The sequence below is a fragment of the Cohnella thailandensis genome, assembly GCF_014212135.1.
GTDB classification, from domain to species: domain Bacteria; phylum Bacillota; class Bacilli; order Paenibacillales; family Paenibacillaceae; genus Cohnella; species Cohnella thailandensis.
The window spans coordinates 157,853-176,132 of record NZ_JACJVQ010000017.1; the positions used below are offsets into that span (position 1 = coordinate 157,853).

The 18,280-nt window shown below is 60.2% G+C and carries 17 protein-coding genes; 15 read left to right on the top strand and 2 right to left on the bottom strand.

The window, feature by feature from the left end; genetic code table 11:
* Window positions 1–55: 55 nt before the first annotated feature.
* Window positions 56–1,870 carry a translation elongation factor 4 gene (lepA, locus tag H7B67_RS18920; RefSeq protein ID WP_185121423.1) on the top strand — a complete coding sequence of 605 codons (1,815 nt, stop codon included), beginning with the start codon at window positions 56–58 and terminating at the stop codon, window positions 1,868–1,870.
* A 90-nt stretch (window positions 1,871–1,960) separates the two neighbouring features.
* Window positions 1,961–3,154: a radical SAM family heme chaperone HemW gene (hemW, locus tag H7B67_RS18925; RefSeq protein WP_185121667.1), complete on the top strand. Its 1,194-nt coding sequence runs from the start codon at window positions 1,961–1,963 to the stop codon at window positions 3,152–3,154.
* Window positions 3,155–3,203: 49 nt separating this feature from the next.
* Here the strand turns inward: hemW and H7B67_RS18930 are convergent, their stop codons facing one another.
* Entirely contained in the window at window positions 3,204–3,752 is a 549-nt protein-coding gene (locus H7B67_RS18930; protein ID WP_185121424.1) for a DinB family protein, read from the bottom strand.
* 177 nt (window positions 3,753–3,929) lie between these two features.
* Here H7B67_RS18930 and H7B67_RS18935 point away from each other — a divergent pair, with 177 nt between their 5' ends.
* The 12 genes from H7B67_RS18935 to deoC all read left to right on the top strand — a co-directional run bounded on the left by H7B67_RS18935 (window position 3,930) and on the right by deoC (window position 15,591).
* The gene (locus H7B67_RS18935; RefSeq protein ID WP_185121668.1) at window positions 3,930–4,406 is read left to right on the top strand and encodes an N-acetyltransferase; all 477 of its coding nucleotides are present in this window, start codon (window positions 3,930–3,932) and stop codon (window positions 4,404–4,406) included.
* Window positions 4,407–4,554: 148 nt separating this feature from the next.
* On the top strand, window positions 4,555–5,580 hold the full coding sequence (hrcA, locus tag H7B67_RS18940) for a heat-inducible transcriptional repressor HrcA (RefSeq protein ID WP_185121425.1): 1,026 nt from the start codon (window positions 4,555–4,557) through the stop codon (window positions 5,578–5,580).
* A 65-nt stretch (window positions 5,581–5,645) separates the two neighbouring features.
* Complete coding sequence (grpE, locus tag H7B67_RS18945; RefSeq protein WP_185121669.1) at window positions 5,646–6,218, top strand: nucleotide exchange factor GrpE; 573 nt, start codon at window positions 5,646–5,648, stop codon at window positions 6,216–6,218.
* A gap of 41 nt (window positions 6,219–6,259) precedes the next feature.
* Entirely contained in the window at window positions 6,260–8,104 is a 1,845-nt protein-coding gene (dnaK, locus tag H7B67_RS18950) for a molecular chaperone DnaK (RefSeq protein WP_185121426.1), read from the top strand.
* 279 nt (window positions 8,105–8,383) lie between these two features.
* The gene (gene dnaJ / locus H7B67_RS18955; RefSeq protein ID WP_185121427.1) at window positions 8,384–9,511 is read left to right on the top strand and encodes a molecular chaperone DnaJ; all 1,128 of its coding nucleotides are present in this window, start codon (window positions 8,384–8,386) and stop codon (window positions 9,509–9,511) included.
* Between the two features lie 176 nt (window positions 9,512–9,687).
* Window positions 9,688–9,867 (top strand): YfhD family protein, encoded by a 180-nt coding sequence (locus H7B67_RS18960; protein WP_185121428.1) that lies wholly within the window; start codon window positions 9,688–9,690, stop codon window positions 9,865–9,867.
* 4 nt (window positions 9,868–9,871) lie between these two features.
* The gene (locus H7B67_RS18965) at window positions 9,872–10,201 is read left to right on the top strand and encodes a hypothetical protein (protein WP_185121429.1); all 330 of its coding nucleotides are present in this window, start codon (window positions 9,872–9,874) and stop codon (window positions 10,199–10,201) included.
* Between the two features lie 132 nt (window positions 10,202–10,333).
* Window positions 10,334–11,323 (top strand): 50S ribosomal protein L11 methyltransferase, encoded by a 990-nt coding sequence (gene prmA / locus H7B67_RS18970; protein WP_185121430.1) that lies wholly within the window; start codon window positions 10,334–10,336, stop codon window positions 11,321–11,323.
* A complete protein-coding gene (locus H7B67_RS18975; protein WP_185121431.1) occupies window positions 11,320–12,033 on the top strand; it encodes a site-2 protease family protein in 714 nt (237 codons plus the stop codon). The genes prmA and H7B67_RS18975 overlap by 4 nt, the downstream gene beginning before the upstream one ends.
* Window positions 12,034–12,200: 167 nt before the next feature.
* Window positions 12,201–12,974 (top strand): RsmE family RNA methyltransferase, encoded by a 774-nt coding sequence (locus H7B67_RS18980; RefSeq protein WP_185121432.1) that lies wholly within the window; start codon window positions 12,201–12,203, stop codon window positions 12,972–12,974.
* Between the two features lie 6 nt (window positions 12,975–12,980).
* Window positions 12,981–14,330, top strand: coding sequence for a tRNA (N(6)-L-threonylcarbamoyladenosine(37)-C(2))-methylthiotransferase MtaB (gene mtaB / locus H7B67_RS18985; protein WP_185121433.1), 1,350 nt, complete (start codon window positions 12,981–12,983; stop codon window positions 14,328–14,330).
* Window positions 14,331–14,436: 106 nt separating this feature from the next.
* Complete coding sequence (gene deoC, locus H7B67_RS31335; protein WP_342592469.1) at window positions 14,437–15,591, top strand: deoxyribose-phosphate aldolase; 1,155 nt, start codon at window positions 14,437–14,439, stop codon at window positions 15,589–15,591.
* A gap of 6 nt (window positions 15,592–15,597) precedes the next feature.
* Here deoC and H7B67_RS18995 read toward each other — a convergent pair whose 3' ends face one another.
* A complete protein-coding gene (locus H7B67_RS18995) occupies window positions 15,598–16,599 on the bottom strand; it encodes a Na/Pi cotransporter family protein (RefSeq protein ID WP_185121435.1) in 1,002 nt (333 codons plus the stop codon).
* 214 nt (window positions 16,600–16,813) lie between these two features.
* Between H7B67_RS18995 and H7B67_RS19000 the strand changes: the two genes are divergently transcribed.
* On the top strand, window positions 16,814–18,241 hold the full coding sequence (locus H7B67_RS19000; protein WP_185121436.1) for a class I SAM-dependent rRNA methyltransferase: 1,428 nt from the start codon (window positions 16,814–16,816) through the stop codon (window positions 18,239–18,241).
* The last annotated feature ends 39 nt before the right edge of the window (window positions 18,242–18,280 follow it).

An 18,280-nucleotide genomic window follows, 5' to 3' on the forward strand; every position in this document is an offset into this window, starting at 1 on the left:
CGTTGCTATAATAGATTGGATAGCCTCATGATTCGAGGATCCGGTGGAGGTACTGATGGCAGACAATCAACGCAAACAGAGCCATATTCGCAATTTCTGCATTATCGCGCATATCGACCATGGCAAATCGACTTTGGCCGACCGCATCTTGGAATATACGGGAACGCTGACGTCCCGCGAGATGCAGGACCAAATACTCGATTCTATGGATTTGGAGCGGGAGCGGGGCATCACCATCAAGCTCCAGGCGGTCCGGCTCCAATATAAGGCCGACAACGGCGAGACGTACACGCTTCATCTCATCGACACGCCGGGGCATGTCGACTTCACGTACGAAGTGTCGCGCAGCTTGGCGGCCTGCGAAGGAGCGCTGCTGATCGTGGACGCGGCCCAGGGCATCGAAGCCCAGACGCTGGCGAACGTCTACCTGGCGCTCGACAACAACCTCGAGATCCTTCCGGTCATCAACAAGATCGACCTGCCGAGCGCGGAGCCCGAACGGGTGAAGCAGGAGGTCGAGGACGTCATCGGCCTCGACGCCAGCGAAGCGGTGCTCGCATCCGCGAAGAACGGCATCGGCATCAAGGAGATTCTGGAGCAGGTCGTCCACAAGATCCCGGCTCCGCAAGGGAACATCGACGCGCCGCTCAAGGCGCTGATCTTCGACTCGCACTATGACGCCTATAAGGGAGTCGTCTGCTACGTCCGCGTGATCGACGGAAGCATCCGCGCGGGCACCCCGATCAAGTTCATGGCGACGGGCGCGACCTTCGACGTCGTCGAAGTCGGAACGTTCAAGCCCCGCGCGACCGTCGTCGACGAGCTCGGTCCGGGCGACGTCGGCTTCGTGACCGCCTCGATCAAGAACGTCAAGGATACGCGCGTCGGCGATACGATCACGAACGCGAAGGCGCCGACCGCGGAGCCGCTGCCCGGCTACAAGCGGATCAATCCGATGGTCTTCTGCGGCCTGTATCCGATCGATTCTTCGGACTACAACGACCTGCGCGACGCTCTAGAGAAGCTGGAGCTGAACGACGCCTCCCTGCGATTCGAGCCGGAGACGTCCCAGGCGCTCGGCTTCGGCTTCCGCTGCGGCTTCCTCGGCATGCTGCACATGGACGTCATCCAGGAGAGAATCGAACGCGAGTTCAACATCCCGCTGATCACGACGGCTCCGAGCGTTATTTACAAGGTAACGCTGACGAACGGCGAACAGCTCGACATCTCGAACCCTTCCGAGTATCCGGATACGGCGAAGCTCGACTTCGTCGAAGAGCCGTACGTGAAGGCGTCGATCATCGTCCCGAAGGATTACGTCGGCGCGATCATGGAGCTCTGCCAAGGCAAGCGCGGAGAGTTCATCGACATGCAGTACCTGGACACGAACCGGGTCACGCTCAAGTACGAGATCCCGCTCGCCGAGATCGTTTACGACTTCTTCGACCAACTGAAGTCCAGCACGAAGGGCTACGCTTCCTTCGATTACGAGATCTCCGGCTATCGCCAGTCCAACTTGGTGAAGATGGATATCCTGCTGAACGGCGAGCAGGTCGACGCCTTGAGCTTCATCGTTCACCGGGATCGCGCTTATCAGCGCGGCCGCATCATCTGCGAGAAGCTCAAGGACCTCATTCCCCGCCAGATGTTCGAGGTGCCGATCCAGGCGGCGGTCGGGCAGAAGATCATCTCCCGCGAGACGATCAAGGCGATGCGCAAGAACGTTCTCGCGAAGTGCTACGGCGGGGACATCTCGCGGAAGCGCAAGCTGCTCGAGAAGCAGAAGGAAGGCAAGAAGCGGATGAAGCAGGTCGGCAACGTCGAAGTGCCTCAAGAGGCGTTCATGGCCGTCCTGAAGATCGACGAATAGATGATTGGAGACGAGGAATGAACCGGGAGACCGGTTCATTCCTTGCTTACGGATAGAAAGGAGGGAACGCCGATGTCCGTCGGTCCCTTAATGAATCGTTCCGCGGAAGGGGCGGCCCGGGTCCCCTTGCACGAATGGACTCCCCGCGCGCTCTATATCCATATCCCCTTCTGCACGAATAAGTGCTTTTATTGCGACTTCAACTCCTACGTGGTGGAAGGGCAGCCGGTCGACGCTTATCTGGACGCGCTGGAGCGGGAGATGGAGCAGACCGTGCAAGCTCTTCCTCCCGAAACGATCCGGAAGGTGTTCGTCGGAGGCGGGACGCCGACCGTGCTGAACCCCGTTCAGATGAAGCGGTTCCTGGATTCGGTCTCCAGACACTTCCCGGTGGCTAGGGATGCCGAATTCACGATGGAGGCGAATCCCGGCACGACCGATCCGGCGAAGCTGGAAGCGATGCTGGCCGGCGGAGTGAACCGGATCAGCTTCGGCGCGCAATCGTTCGACAACGAGCTGCTGAAAGCGATCGGCCGCATCCACGAAGCGGACGACGTCATTCGCAGCATCGGCAATGCCCGCGAGGCGGGCTTTACGAACTTGTCCATCGACCTGATGTTCGGCCTGCCGCGGCAGACGCTGAAGCATCTGGCGGACAGCGTCACGACGGCGCTTCAGCTCGACCTGCCGCATTATTCGCTGTACAGCCTCAAGGTGGAGGAAAATACGCTTTTCCATCGTTTGTACGAGCGAGGAGAGCTGCCCCTGCCCGAAGAGGATCTCGAGGTGGAGATGTACCGGCATCTCCGCGACCGGCTGGGCGCGGCGGGCTACGCGCAGTACGAAATCAGCAACTTCGCGAAGCCCGGACGCGAGAGCCGCCACAACTCGACCTATTGGCATAACGAGCCTTATTACGGGCTCGGCGCGGGAGCGCACGGGTATGCCGGAGGAGAGCGTCATCTGAACATCAAGGGAGTGCAGGCCTACATCGACGCCGCGAACGAGGGTCTCCCTCGGAAAGAAACCAATCCCGTCCCGGTCCGGGAGGCCATGGAGGACTTCATGATGGTCGGATTGCGGTTGCTGGAGGGCGTTCGGGGGGAGGAATTCAAGAAGCAGTTCGCCGGCGCTTCCCTGGAAGACGTCTTCGGGCCGGTGCTCTGGAAGCTGCGCGGCCAAGGCCTCATCGAGCCGTTCGGAGAGGGAGTCTCCGCGGGATACCGTCTGACGGAGACCGGCATTCCTCTGGGCAACGAAGTGTTCGGAGCTTTCTTGGAGTGAAGCGATAAGCAAATGGTAAAGCGGCGGCTGGAGAGTTCCAGCCGCCGCTTTACTCATTCGAGCGATCCGCCATCTTCTCGTTAAAAGCCCGAGACTGGCCTTTGGCGATGCTCAAGGTGTTCCAGCTCGCGGAACGAGCGGCTTTGACGAGATAGACGATCTGGCCCGTGTGATAGGACAGATGCGTAATCTGGCGATGGATTGCTTTAAGCACGGTATGCGGTTCCCCGCGGATGGTCACCGTGCGCAGCAGATCGTCGGGGCGCAGAGACTCTATCGCGTCAAACAGCGCCTTCCAGCCACGCTCCCATAGCTCGATCAGCGTTTCCCTCGTCCACTCCTTTTCCTCGAATTCCGCATCGCGGTTCCGATCCGGCTTCTCCCCGTCGCTTGTCAGAAAGTCCGTCCATCTCGAGAGCATGTTGCCGGCCATGTGCTGGACGATGACGGCGACGCTGTTGCTCTCCGGCTCGGGCTTCCAGCCGATTCCCTCTTCCGAGAGTTGCTTTAAGGCCCCGTCGCCCAGCTTCTTCGTTCCGCGGAAGTCGGCAATGGCCAACTCCAGCGCATAAGCGCCGATCGATTCCGTTTTGTCCATGCGATCCTCTCCTTTCCTTCATTATAAGAAGAAATGCATAACGGAGGTTAGTTGATTTTTTTATAACACGATCGCGCAACTTGCGTAAAAAACACTATTGAGTTATCATTCGCTCTGTTGTATATTTATTCACATCGATTGATTTCGGATTCAGGGAAAGAAGGGATACGCGTGAACATGACCATTACTTGCCGCAAGGCGAATCCAACAGACGTGGATGCCTTGCACGAGCTCATTCAAGGATACGCAGCCAAGGGGATCATGCTTCCGCGATCCAGAGAGGCGCTGCTGCGCCACATCGATTCTTTCTTCGTTGCGGAAGAGGGCGGCATGCTCATCGGGTGCGGTTCCTTGTTCCGTCTCGGGGCCGATCTGGTCGAGATTCGCTCGCTCGGCATGGCCGAGGGCTACAAGGGCAAAGGGCTAGGAACGATGATCGTGAACGCGTTGATAGAAGAGGCGCGCGCGATGAAGACTCCGAAGGTCATGGCGCTTACGTATGCGGTCGACTTCTTCCTTAAGAACGGATTCAAGGTCGTCGACAAGGAGATTTTCCCTGAGAAGGTATGGACCGACTGCGTTCACTGCAGCAAGCGGCATGCCTGCGACGAGATCGCCGTCGTCCGCGTGCTGAACGAATCCGTTCCATCCTGATCGGCATTCATACGCATAACCATTGCAAGCAGGCGCCAAACCGTACGGAACGTTCTTGACAACGACCGGAACGGTTTGGTATTTTTGTAGTAGTGATTAGCACTCAACCACATTGAGTGCTAACGACAAAACAGGGAGGGGACGCGGAGTGCTAAGCGAACGTCAGAGAATGATCCTTAATGCCATAGTCGACGACTATATCCGTTCTGCTGAGCCGGTCGGTTCTCGCAGCATATCGAAACGATCGGACGTAGCCTTCAGTCCGGCTACGATTCGGAACGAGATGGCCGATCTGGAGGAGCTGGGCCTGCTGGAGCAGCCTCACACGTCCGCCGGGCGCGTTCCCTCCATTAAAGGCTACCGCTATTACGTCGACCACCTCATTCAAGTAGGCGGAATCGGCGAGCAGGACATGCGGAAGATCCGGGGCTTTTTTGCCGAGAAGATGATCCTATGGGAAGAAGTCATCGGCCACGCCGCGACGATTCTGTCGCAGCTGACGAACTACACCTCGATCGTGCTTGGCCCGGAGACGTTCCAGGCGACGCTGAAGCATTTTCAGCTCGTTCCGATCAACGAATCGTCCGCCGTCGCGATCATCGTGACGAGCACGGGGCACGTGGAGCATCGCACCGTGAGCATACCGGAAGGAATCGGCATGGACGACATCCAGAAGATCGTGAATCTGCTCAATCATAAATTGAGCGGAATTCCGTTCATCAAGGTGAAGTCGGTGCTCCACAGCGAGATCGGCAAGGAGCTCAGCCGGATCGTCGATAGCTGCGAGCAGATTCTCGACGTGCTGGAGACGACTCTGGCCGAGAAGACGGAGCCCAAGGTCTATCTCAGCGGAACCACCAATATTCTGACCCAGCCGGAATTCAAGGATTTGGGCAAGGTCAAGGATATTCTGGATATGCTTGACGAGACGCCGAAGCTTCTGCGGCTTTTCCATTCCGTTCCGGAAGGCATTCAGGTTAGAATAGGCACGGAGAATGCGATGGAAGCGATCAATCAGTGCAGCTTGATTACGGCCACTTTTTCCTTTGAAGGACAATCCCTCGGATCGATCGGCATACTGGGTCCTACCCGTATGGATTACGTGAAGGTACTGAGCTTGCTTGACTATTTGTCCAAGGATATGTCGTCGTGGTACGCCAAGCAGCACAAGTAAAAGGGTATATCCCGATTAGTCGAGTGGTACGGTAAGGAGGTGATCCCTGCGTGAGCAGTCCAGAAATGAAGGAGCACGAAGAGATGGAACAAGAGCGCAACGCCGCTTCCGAGGAAGCCGTTCAAGAGACGACGGAGGAGCGGGCGGATTCGAACAACGAGATCGAGGCGGAGGACGCCATTCAGGAAGATCCTCGCCTTGAGGAGCTCCGCAAGCAGGCGGAGGAAGCGAACGGGCGGTTTTTGCGAGCCCAGGCGGATTTCGATAACTATCGCCGCCGTACGCTTAAAGAGAAGGAAGAGCTCGCCCAATACGCATCGATTAAGCTTATCGGCAGCTTGCTTCCGGTCGTCGATAATTTCGGCCGGGCACTGGCGACAGGCGGCGAGTCCGCCGACGTCCAGTCCTTCGCTAAGGGCGTGGACATGATCTACCGTCAGCTGTGGCAAGTGCTGGAAGGCGAGGGGCTTAAGGAGATGGAGGCTGTCGGCCAGCCGTTCGACCCCGAATTCCATCAAGCGATCATGCAAGTGGAATCGGACGAATACGAAGAAGGCACGGTCGTCGAGGTCGTGCAGGCCGGGTACATTCTTAAAGATAAAGTCATTCGCCCCGCGATGGTCAAAGTCAGCGGGTAACGATAGAACAACGTTAACCTAGCGAGAAGGAGCTGTTTATAATGAGTAAGGTAATTGGTATCGACTTGGGAACGACGAACTCATGCGTAGCGGTAATGGAGGGCGGCGAAGCCGTCGTTATTCCGAATCCGGAAGGCAATCGCACGACCCCTTCGGTCGTAGGCTTCAAGAAGGACGGCGAGCGCACGATCGGCGAAACGGCGAAGCGCCAGGCCATCACGAACCCGGACCGCACGATCATCTCGATCAAGCGCCACATGGGAACGAACCACAAGGAGACGATCGACGGCAAGGATTATACGCCGCAAGAAATCTCCGCGATGATTCTCCAGAAGCTGAAGTCGGATGCCGAGGCTTATCTCGGCCAACCGGTTACCCAAGCGGTTATCACGGTTCCGGCGTACTTTAACGACAGCCAGCGCCAAGCGACCAAAGACGCGGGCAGCATCGCCGGTCTCGAGGTGCTGCGTATCGTCAACGAGCCGACGGCTGCCGCGCTTGCTTACGGCCTCGAGAAGCAAGAAGACCAAACGATTCTTGTCTTCGACCTTGGCGGAGGCACGTTCGACGTCTCTATCCTGGAGCTTGGCGACGGCTTCTTCGAAGTTAAGGCGACGAGCGGCGATAACCACCTCGGCGGCGACGATTTCGACCAAGCGATCATGGAATATCTGTCCGCCGAGTTCAAGAAAGAGCACGGCGTCGACCTGCTCAAGGACAAGGCGGCCGTTCAGCGCTTGAAGGATGCTGCCGAGAAGGCGAAGAAAGAACTGTCCGGCGTCCTCAGCACGACGATCTCCCTACCGTTCATCACGATGGTCGACGGCGTTCCCCAGCACTTGGAGCTGAACCTGTCCCGCGCGAAGTTCGACGAGCTGACGGCTTCCCTGGTCGAGCGCACGATGGCTCCGACCCGCCAAGCGATGTCCGATGCCGGCTTGTCCGCTTCGGAGATCGACAAGATCGTCCTGGTCGGCGGTTCCACCCGTATTCCGGCCGTTCAAGAAGCGATCAAGAAGCTGACGGGCAAAGAGCCTCACAAGGGCGTTAACCCGGACGAAGTGGTCGCGCTGGGAGCAGCCGTGCAAGCCGGCGTATTGACCGGCGAAGTCAAGGACGTCGTGCTTCTCGACGTTACTCCGCTGTCTCTCGGCATCGAGACGGCAGGCGGCGTCATGACGAAGATGATCGACCGCAACACGACGATCCCGACGAGCAAGTCGCAGGTGTTCTCCACCTTCGCCGACAACCAAACGCAGGTCGAGATCCACGTTCTGCAAGGCGAGCGCGCGATGGCGAAGGACAACAAGACGCTCGGCCGCTTTATCCTGAGCGACATCCCGCCGGCTCCTCGCGGCGTTCCGCAAATCGAAGTCTCTTTCGACCTCGACGCCAACGGCATCGTGAACGTCTCCGCTCTCGATAAGGGAACGGGCAAGAGCCAGAAGATCACGATCACTTCCTCCAGCGGCCTCAGCAAGGAAGAGATCGAGCGCATGCAGAAGGAAGCCGAGCTTCATGCCGACGAAGACGCGAAGCGCCGCGAACTGATCGAAGCGAAGAACTCCGGCGACCAGTTGATCTACACGGTAGAGAAGACGATCAAGGACCTCGGCGACAAGGTTGACGCCGGCGAGATCTCCAAGGCGGAAGCGGCGAAGGAAACCCTCAAGAAGGCGCTCGAGAGCGAGAACCTCGACGAGATCAAATCCGCGACCGAAGCGTTGACGGAAGTCGTTCAGCAGCTCTCCGTCAAGCTCTACGAGCAAGCGCAAGCCGCTCAAGGAGCTCCGGGAGCGGAAGCCGCCGGCGATGCGGGCTCGGCTCCGAAGAAGGACAACGTCGTCGACGCCGACTACGAAGTCGTGGACGAAGACAAGAAATAAGATTCCGAATAGTTAACGAAAGTCAAAGCAGCTTCGGTTAGCCGAGTCGTCCAGCCGTTTTCTGAATTTCCTCTAAGGTCTATATCTCCCTGGAATATTTATGTCCGCCCATCGAGCCCCTTTGCATTCGCGAAGCAACCGTTCCGAACGAAGGGGCGAGGTCCGGCGGCCGGAAGGAGATATAGACCGGCTATCGGGGGAAATCCGTTCAGTGAACGATAGGCGCTCTCCGGCCGCGAAGCCCGCTTTGACTTTCCTCATGAAGATGGAGGTGGGGAAGTGGCCGACAAGAAAGATTACTATGAGGTGCTTGGCGTAGGCCGAAACGCCTCCGCGGACGAAATCAAGAAGTCCTACCGCGGTCTCGCGCGCAAATACCATCCGGACGTCAACAAGGAAGCGGACGCGGAGGAGAAGTTCAAGGAAGTCAAGGAAGCGTACGACGTCCTAAGCGACGATCAGAAGCGGGCGCGCTACGACCAGTACGGGCATGAAGACCCGATGGCCGGCTTCGGCGGCGGCGCGGGCGGAGCGGACTTCGGCGGCGGCTTCGGAGACATCTTCGACATGTTCTTCGGAGGCGGCGGCGGCCGCAGGGATCCTAACGCCCCGCAGCGCGGCAACGACCTGCAGTACACGATGACGATCGAATTCAAGGAAGCGGTATTCGGCAAAGAGACCGACATTACGATTCCGCGGACCGAGACGTGCGACACTTGTCACGGCAACGGCGCGAAGCCGGGCACCAAGATCGACACCTGCTCCGTCTGCCATGGCTCCGGCCAGCAGGAAGTGGCGCAGAACACGCCGTTCGGCCGGATCGTCAACCGCCGCGCGTGCTCCAACTGCGGCGGCCGCGGCAAGATCATCCGCGAGCGCTGCACGACTTGCAGCGGCAGCGGCCAAGTGAAGCGCCAACGGAAGATCCACGTGAAGATTCCGGCCGGCGTGGACGACGGCTCGCAGCTGCGCGTCAGCGGCGAAGGAGAAGCCGGCGTGCGCGGAGGACCTAACGGCGACTTGTACCTGGTGCTCCGGGTGAAGTCGCACGACTTCTTCGAGCGCGAAGGAGACGACATCTACTGCGAGGTTCCGCTGACGTTCGCCCAAGCGGCTCTCGGCGACGAGATCGAGATTCCGACGCTGACGGAGAAGGTGAAGCTGAAGATTCCGGGCGGTACCCAGACCGGTACGTTCTTCCGCTTGAAGGGCAAGGGAGTGCCGAAGCTGCGCGGCTACGGCCAAGGCGATCAGCACGTCAAGGTGACGGTCGTCACCCCTACTCAGCTGAATGACGACCAGAAGGAGCTGCTCCGCCAATTCGCCGCCAAGAGCGGAGAGGAAGCGAGCAGCGAGCATCATGAATCGATTTTCGAACGCATGAAAAAAGCCTTCCGAGGCGACTAGGCGATCGGCCTTGACCATGGAAGCCGGACGGAATCCCGGAGCGAACCTCCCCGCGGATCCGTCCGGCTTCGTTCGTTCGTACAGCCTGCCATGAATGAGCCTCCCTGGTTCGGAGCAAGCTAATGCAATCATCGGCATTGATTTTATCTGCCGTGAACCGAGGGAGGCTGATCGGAATGACAGATAACGGCAATGGACAAAACCTAAGCTCTTACGACGCCGAAGCCGGCTCCTTGCCCACCGCGAAAGCGGAGGACGTCGAGTTCTCCGGCGAGCTGGCGGACGAAGAAGACCGGATCGCGCAGCAGCGCGCCCGAGAGGCGGACGCCCGGGCGGCCGAATACGAGGGGGATTAGCCAAGTGGACATGCAATCCCTTCAGGCAAGCTTCCATCATCAGGAACAGGCCGAGGAAGCGGTTCGCAAGCTAGTCGCCTTAAGAGCGAATCGTTTCCGCATGGAGAGATCGGGGGGAGGCGCCGACTTCGGCTCCAAGCAGGCTTCCGCGGATTCCAGCATGAGCGAGCTGTCCGCTTCGCTGATCGGAGCTTCCCGGACCGAGGCGGCTGCCGAGCTCGGAACGGACTCCGCCTTAGGGCAGCCGGACTTCAACCTGACGGTTGACGTTCCCGCCGAAGCGGTGGAGATGGCTCGCAAGGTCATCGAGTCGGTCGGAGGCCAATGTCACTGAAGACGACGCTTCGTCGCAGCCTTTATGCTCGCGGCGAAGCGTTTTTTTGCGTCCGGGGAAACGTTGCGTGTATAATGAAGGACATCACGGGCGCGACGAGCGCTTTTTAGAGTTTGCGGGGAGGAACATAAGTTGCGTTGGTTCGAATTGACCGTGTTTGCGACGGAACCGTCCCAAGAGATGGTTGCGCATTATTTGACCGAATTGGGCGCCGGGGGAGTCTCCATCGAGGAATCCTGGTCTCCGGATAAGCCGAGGGACACTTCGCTGGGGCAATGGTACGACAAGCCTCTGAACGATATTCCCGCCGGTTACGCCTACATCAAAGGGTACTTCTCGGAAGATGCCGATATGGACGGCATCGCCGCCGAGATGAACGAGCTGCTCAAGGGGCTTCCGGAGTTCGGCTACGATGCCGGCGACTTCGAGATCAGCCGGGCCGAGGTGGACGAAGAGGATTGGGCGCACGCTTGGAAAAAGTATTTCAAGCCGATCGCCGTCTCCGAGCGTCTCACCATCAAGCCGACTTGGGAGGAGTACGAGGCGAAGCCGGACGAGCTCATTATCGAGCTGGACCCCGGCATGGCCTTCGGAACGGGGACCCATCCGACGACGGCTCTTTGCCTGCGCACGCTGGAGGGGGCGATCAACGAAGGAGACAACGTGATCGACGTCGGCACGGGCTCCGGAATTCTGGCGATCGGGGCGATCAAGCTGGGCGCGAACCGGGTGCTGGCGCTCGATCTGGATCCGGTCGCGGTGTCCAGCGCGACGGAGAACGTCAAGCTGAACGGACTGGAGGACCGGATCGAAATCCGGCTGAGCGATCTGCTTGGCGTCCTTCAAGACAGCGGGCGGCAGCCGGGAGAGGTCAGCAGCGTGCGTCCTCCGGTCGATCTCGTCGTCGCGAACATCCTGGCGGAGATCATCCTACTCTTCATCGGCGACGTATACGACGTGCTGAAGCCGGGCGGCATTTATATCGCCAGCGGCATTTACAAGAATAAAGAAGATGACGTGGCTTCCGCCTTGCAGGCCGCGGGCTTCGAGATCATCGACCGCGTTCGCCAGGACGATTGGATCGCGTTCGTATCCGGCAAGCCGAAAGGGGAGGACGAATGAACTTTTTCGCGTATCCCTTAGAGCACATGCCCTTCGTCGTCGTGACGATGCTGGTTGCTTTTACGATACACGAATTCGCGCATGCCTGGACCGCATGGAAGTTCGGGGATTCGACCGCTTACGAGCAAGGCAGAGTCACGCTGAACCCGGCGGCCCATATCGACTGGCTCGGCGTGATTTTTCTGCTGATCGCCGGATTCGGGTGGGCGAAGCCCGTCCCGGTCCGCCGGGGCCGATTCAAGCATCCGCGGCTGATGAGCGTTCTCGTCACCGCGGCGGGGCCGATCAGCAATCTCCTGCTCGCTTTCGTCGGGTTGGCGATCATGTATCTTCTCGTCAACCTGGGCGTGCTTAACGATCCGTCGGCGGCGGTGCGGGAGAACGTAGGCATGTTCATGGCTTACTGGCTTCATATCAACGTTATTTTGTTCCTGTTCAACCTGATTCCCTTGCCTCCGCTGGACGGTTACCGGATCGTCGAGGAATTCGTTTCCGTGAAGCTGAGAATCCGGATGGCCCAGAACGAGCAATGGGGCATCTTCGTCTTTATTCTCCTCGTGTTTATACCGCCGCTTCGGGACGCGACGATCGATCCGCTGTTCTCTCTGGCTCTGCCGATCGTGCAGGGCATGCATGAGATTACGGGGGCGATCTTCGGCCATCACGCGGATTCTTCCATTATCCCGAGCCTATACGGGTGGAGGTTCTGACGGAAGAGGAGATAGAGCTGGTCAACGCGGAATGAGAGCGGAATCTCGTTGGCGTCTAGAACGCCGAAGAAGCCGTGCGTAGACGTTTCGGATAAGGATCGAGTAAAATAGATTCTCCGAAACGTTGAAAAAAGGAAGTCCTTCGGGTCTTCGGGAGGATAGATGGCATGCAGCGTTATTTTGTCGGGCCCGAGCAGGTCGGACCCGATCAAGTCGTCCTGGAAGGCGACGATGCCCGGCATCTGGCTACGGTTATGAGGGCTAGAGCGGGCGAGGAATTCATCGCCTGCGACGGTTCGGGAAGCGAGACGCTCGCGAAGATCGTCTCCATCGAACCGGGGCGCATCGCGGCGTCGGTCGTGGAGCGAAGGCCAAGCTTGGCCGAGATGAGCTGGCGGGTGACGGTCGCCCAGAGCTTGCCGAAGGGCGACAAGCTGGAGACGGTCATCCAGAAAGGAACCGAAGCGGGAGCCGCCGCCTTCCGGCCGTTCCTGTCGAAGCGCACCGTCGTTCAGTACGACGAGCGCAAGGAGGCGAAGCGCCTCGAGCGATGGCGCAAAATCGCGAAGGAAGCGGCGGAGCAGGCCCATCGCGGACTCGTTCCCGAGATCGCCGCGGTCTGTTCCTGGAAGTCGCTCGTCGAGAGCATGACTCGTTACGACCTGACATTGATATGCTATGAAGAAGAAGGAAGACGCGGGACGGGACTTCGAACCGCGCTCTCTTCGTTTCGACTAGGATTCGCGGGCGACGCGGAACGATCTCCGCGGGTGCTGCTGGTCGTCGGTCCCGAGGGCGGCTTCGATCCCCTTGAGGTGGAGCAAGCCGTAGGGGCGGGGGCCGTCCCGGTCGGCCTGGGAAGGCGAATTCTTCGCACGGAGACGGCCGCGCTCGTGGCGCTGGCTTGCGTCGCTTACGAATCCGGGGAATTGGGAGGTTGAAGAACGATGCCTTCGGTGGCATTTTACACATTGGGCTGCAAGGTGAATTTCTACGATACGGAAGCCATGTGGCAGCTGTTCAAGAAAGAAGGCTACGAGCAGGTCGACTTCGAGACGACGACCGCCGATGTCTACGTCATCAACACGTGCACGGTCACGAATACGGGCGACAAGAAGAGCCGGCAGATCATCCGCCGCGCCGTTCGCCGCAATCCGGACGCCGTCATCGCGGTGACGGGCTGCTACGCGCAGACGTCGCCGGCGGAGATCATGGCGATTCCGGGCGTCGACCTCGTCGTCGGAACGCAGGATCGCGACAAGCTGATGTCGTTTATCTCGGACATCCAGCGGGACCGCAAGCCGGTCAACGCGGTGCGCAACATCATGAAGACCCGCGAGTTCGAGGAGCTGGACGTTCCGGCGTTCGCCGACCGGACGCGCGCTTTCCTTAAGATCCAAGAGGGCTGCAACAACTTCTGCACCTTCTGCATCATTCCTTGGTCCCGCGGGCTGTCCCGCAGCCGGGCGCCCGAGAGCGTGCTGTCCCAAGCGAGACAGCTCGTCGCCGCGGGCTATCAGGAGATCGTCCTGACCGGCATCCACACCGGAGGCTACGGGGACGATCTGGAAGGCTACCGGCTGGCGAACCTGCTGGAGGATCTCGACAAGATCGAAGGACTCGAGAGAATCCGCATCAGCTCCATCGAAGCGAGCCAGATCGACGACGAGATGATCCGGGTGCTGAACGGCTCCAAGAAGATGTGCCGCCATCTGCACATCCCGCTGCAAGCCGGGGACGACGCGATCCTGAAGAGAATGCGCCGCAAGTACACGACGGAGGAATTCGCCGGGAAGATCGCCCGAATCAAGGAAGCGATGCCCGGCGTCGCCATCACGACCGACGTGATCGTCGGCTTCCCGGGAGAGACCGAGGAGCAGTACGAGAACGGCTACCGGTTCATGGAGCGGATCGGCTTCTCCGAGATGCACGTGTTCCCTTATTCCAAGCGAACCGGAACGCCGGCGTCCCGCATGGACGAACAGGTGGACGAAGAGGTCAAGCATGCCCGCGTCCATCGGCTCATCGAGCTGTCGGAACGTCTTCAGGGCGAGTACAGCCGCCATTGGGTCGGCGAAGAGCTGGAGGTCATTCCGGAGCGGGTGACGAAGGGCGAAGACGGCAAGGTGCGGCTGGCGGGTTATTCCGACAACTATCTGTCCGTCGAATTCGAAGGCGACGAGTCGATGTATCGCAAGCGCTGCCTCGTTCGGGTGACCGAGAGCGGAGCGAACGAGAATCGGGGCGAGCTGATCGCCGTGCTGAGCGACGTGCGGCCGATGGCCATGCAAGCGTAGAAGGACCATGAGGTCAGCGAGAGATTTCATAACGACGGATCGTTCGCAGGAAAGCTCCGACGGTATGAAATCTTTCTGCTGTCTACCTATCGGAGGAGAGGCCCGGGTGAAAGAGATATCGGCAGGCGGGGTCGTCTACCGCAATCGAGACGGCAGGCTGGAGATCCAGCTGATTCGTGACCGGTTCGGCAAAATCACTCTGGCGAAAGGCAAGCTGGAGGCGGAGGAGACCGAGCGGCAGGCGGCGTTGCGCGAGGTGGAGGAGGAGACGGGAATCAGGGGCGCGATCGTGGCCCCGTTGTCCGTCATTCGTTACGAATACGAGTCCTCGGAGCGCGTAACCGTTCAGAAAGAAGTTCATTATTATTTGGTCGAAGCGGGAGAGGGCTCGCATAGGGCCCAGACGGAAGAGATCTCCGGAGTGGATTGGTTCAGCCCGGAGGAGAGCTGGAGGCTTCAGCTGGCGGAAGGCTACGACACGAACGACGAGGTGCTGCGGCAAGCGTTGGAGAAGCTCGGCATCTCGACGCTCGGCCATTCCCGTCCGGACGCGGCCGGCAGATTCCCGATCTGGCTGCCGGGAACGCCGATCGCTCCGTTCATCGATCATACGCTGCTTAAAGCGGAAGCAAGCTCCGCGGACTTCCGGAAGCTGTGCGAGGAAGCGCTTCTGTACGGCTTCTATGGCGTCTGCGTGAACGGCAGGTGGGTTCGCCAATGCCGCGAGCAGCTGAGCGGCACGAACGTGAAGGTATGCGGGGTGGTCGGCTTCCCGCTGGGCGCCGGCGCGACCCGCGCGAAGGCTTTCGAGGCGGCTGCGGCGGTCGAGGACGGAGCCGCGGAGATCGATATGGCGCTGTCCGTCGGCAAGCTGCTGGAGGGGGACTACGCTTCGGTAGAGAGGGACATCTCCGCCGTCGTCCAGGCCGTACAGGGCGGAGCGCTCGTGAAGGTCATTCTCGAGACGGGCATGCTGACGTCCGATCAGAAGCGCGAAGCTTGCCGACTGGCGGAAGCGGCCGGCGCGGATTACGTGAAGACGTCGACCGGGTTCGGACCGGGAGGTGCGACGGCGGACGATATCGCGCTCATGAAGGCGAGCGTCTCTTCCCGAATGGGCGTCAAGGCGTCGGGAGGCATCCGCGACGCGGCCAAAGCGCGGCAGCTGCTGCTCGCGGGCGCGAGCCGTCTCGGCACCAGCTCGGGCGTGGCGATCGCAGCCGGCGCCGCCGGTTCGGCGATGGGCTCGGAGAGCTGCTGAGCCGCTTTAAGCGGCGGGCGGAAGTCCGCTGCTCTTGCCGGCCCCGCTGCTTCCGCGGCGGTACATCAGCTGGGCGAACGGAAGAACGAGCAGGGAGCAGGCGATGTTGAAGATCGTCTGGCCGTGAGCGATCTGCGCCGCCGGATCGTCGGGGGCGAACGCGGAAGCGGCGGCGAGCAGCTGGCTCATGAACGGGTAGAACAGGGCGGCTCCGGACACGTTCAGCGCGATCTGGGCGAGGGCGACGAAGCGGCCGCCTTTGCCCCCTCCGAGCGAGGCGAGCAGGCCCGTGAAGCAGGTTCCGACGTTGGCGCCGAGCACGATGGCGATCCCCGTCTCGGGAGAGAGGGCACCGGAGTTCGCGAGGCCCATGGACATGCCGATGACGGCGGCGCTGGAATGAACGGCCGCGGTGAGCGCGGCTCCGCCCAGCACGCCCCAGATCGGCTCGGCTTCCGCTTTGGACGTCAGCTCGAGAAAGCTGCTGCTCTGCAGGAGCTGGGGCCCGATGGATTGAAGCACGGCGAAGCCGATCAGCAGCAGGCCGAAACCGGCGAGCGCGGCGGCCCCGAACCGCATCGGCCCGATCCATCTCTTGGGCAGCCGGGGGAGAAGCTGCATCTCGCCGGCCAGCGCCGTCCAGCCCCACGCGGCGAGGGCGACGAGCAGCACGGGAATGCCGTAATCGTGCAGGCGAAGGCTCATCAGCTCGGTCGTCAAGCAGGTGCCGACGTTCGTGCCGAGAATGATGCCTAGAGTCTGGCCGAGCGGGAGCAGCCCCGCGTTCACGAGCCCGATGGTAATGACGGTCACGGCCGTGCCGCTCTGGAGCGTCGCGGAAGATAGCGTGCCCGTGAGGAAGCCCTTCAGCGGAGTCGAGGTCGTCCGGCCAAGCACCTCGGGCAGGCGGCTTCCCGCCCATTGGCGAAGAGCGGCTTCCATCAGCTTCATTCCGAAGAGCAGGAGAGCCAGTCCGAACGTCGAAGCGAACACGATATTGGCGATCATCGGGAAGACCAGCTCCTTTCTGCGTCGAACAGGTTCGCGAATTTCTCTGCCAAAAGGGAGAAAACGCGTTACAATAAGGTTGCTATAGTCGATATGACCGACTGCCTCTCCGCCGAGAGCGTCAAAGAGGCGTGCAATAGACGATAACGTTTTTGCTTGCCCAGTAATATATGTGATGAACGGACAAGTCATGATAGGAAAGGTGGAGCTAGCCATGGCAAGCTCGAATCAATCAGGAGATCAAGCTTCTAACCCGGCTTCCGCGCAGACGCCCGCGAAGGCGCGAGTCGTGCTCGCCCGTTCGCGGCGTCCGCGTCTGGAGCAGGGCCATCCTTGGATCTATGCCAATGAGATCGAACGTACGGAGGGAGAACCGGTCCCGGGAGATCTCGTCGAGATCCATAATCACAAAGGCCAATATTTAGCGACGGGATATTGGAACCCTTCCTCCCAGATCACCGTCAGGATCGTCTCCTATCAGCCGCTGCAGGCGATGGACGAGGATTGGTTCCGGGACAAATTCCGGCAATGCGCCGCTTACCGGGAGCGTTTCGTGGGCGCCGAGAGGTCTTGCCGGGTCGTTTTCGGAGAAGCGGACTTCCTCCCCGGCTTGGTCGTCGATCGCTTCGAGGACGTCCTGGTCGTTCAGGTGCTGACTCTCGGCATGGACGTCGCCCGGGATAGCTGGCTTCCGGCGCTTGTCGATACGTTTAAGCCCAAGGGCGTTTACGAGCGCAGCGACGTCGGCGTCCGCACGCTGGAAGGGCTGGAGGAGCGCACCGGCGTCCTCTACGGCGATTGCCCGCGGCATATCGTCATCGAGGAGAACGGCCTGAAAGTGGAGGTCGACATCGAAGGCGGCCAGAAAACCGGCTACTTCTTCGATCAGCGGGAGAATCGCGCCGCCATCGCGCCGGTCGTGAAGGGTTGGGGCGCGCGCAGCGGAATCAAGCTGGAGGAGCGGGAGACGGAAGATGGCGTTAAGCTCGTCCCCGTCAATTCGAAAGGCAACGAGGTCACGTTCCCCTATTGGGACGGCGCGACCGTGCTCGAATGCTTCGCGCACACCGGCAGCTTCACGCTTCATGCGTGCAAATACGGCGCGAAGAAGGTCACTTGCCTCGACGTTTCCGCGCACGCGATCGAGACGGCGAAGCGGAACGCCGAGCTGAACGGCTTTACGGACAGGGTAGAATTCGTGACGGCGGACGCTTTCGAGTATTTGCGCCAGCAGGTCAGCGGCAAGGAGGAGCGGGCGGCTCGCAGCGAAGGCAAAACGGACACGTCCAAGAAGCTGTCGGGGGAGGCCCGCACCTGGGACGTCGTCATTCTGGACCCTCCGGCCTTCGCCAAGACCAAGCGAGCCGTGCCGGGGGCGATCCGCGGCTACAAGGAGATCAATCTTCAGGCGATGAAGCTGATCAACGAAGGCGGCTACCTCGTGACGGCGAGCTGTTCCTACCACGTCCGGCCGGACTTGTTCATGGAGACGCTTCTCGATGCGGCTGCGGACGCCGGCAAGACGCTCCGGTGCATCGAATGGCGCGGGGCCGGCAAGGACCACCCACAGCTGGGCGGCGTCGAAGAGGGGCACTATTTGAAGTTCGGCATTTTCGAGGTTCGGTCCCGGAAGCAGCTGTAGAGCAAACTGTCGACAATTGTTAGGAAAATGTTAGTGTCA

Bases quoted from the DNA above. Each gene is read 5' to 3' on its own strand.
- lepA (WP_185121423.1), top strand. From the start codon at position 56: ATGGCAGACAATCAACGCAAACAGAGCCATATTCGCAATTTCTGCATT.
- hemW (WP_185121667.1), top strand. From the start codon at position 1,961: ATGAATCGTTCCGCGGAAGGGGCGGCCCGGGTCCCCTTGCACGAATGG.
- H7B67_RS18930 (WP_185121424.1), bottom strand. From the start codon at position 3,752: ATGGACAAAACGGAATCGATCGGCGCTTATGCGCTGGAGTTGGCCATT.
- H7B67_RS18935 (WP_185121668.1), top strand. From the start codon at position 3,930: ATGACCATTACTTGCCGCAAGGCGAATCCAACAGACGTGGATGCCTTG.
- grpE (WP_185121669.1), top strand. From the start codon at position 5,646: ATGAAGGAGCACGAAGAGATGGAACAAGAGCGCAACGCCGCTTCCGAG.
- dnaK (WP_185121426.1), top strand. From the start codon at position 6,260: ATGAGTAAGGTAATTGGTATCGACTTGGGAACGACGAACTCATGCGTA.
- H7B67_RS18960 (WP_185121428.1), top strand. From the start codon at position 9,688: ATGACAGATAACGGCAATGGACAAAACCTAAGCTCTTACGACGCCGAA.
- H7B67_RS18975 (WP_185121431.1), top strand. From the start codon at position 11,320: ATGAACTTTTTCGCGTATCCCTTAGAGCACATGCCCTTCGTCGTCGTG.
- H7B67_RS18980 (WP_185121432.1), top strand. From the start codon at position 12,201: ATGCAGCGTTATTTTGTCGGGCCCGAGCAGGTCGGACCCGATCAAGTC.
- mtaB (WP_185121433.1), top strand. From the start codon at position 12,981: ATGCCTTCGGTGGCATTTTACACATTGGGCTGCAAGGTGAATTTCTAC.
- H7B67_RS18995 (WP_185121435.1), bottom strand. From the start codon at position 16,599: ATGATCGCCAATATCGTGTTCGCTTCGACGTTCGGACTGGCTCTCCTG.
- H7B67_RS19000 (WP_185121436.1), top strand. From the start codon at position 16,814: ATGGCAAGCTCGAATCAATCAGGAGATCAAGCTTCTAACCCGGCTTCC.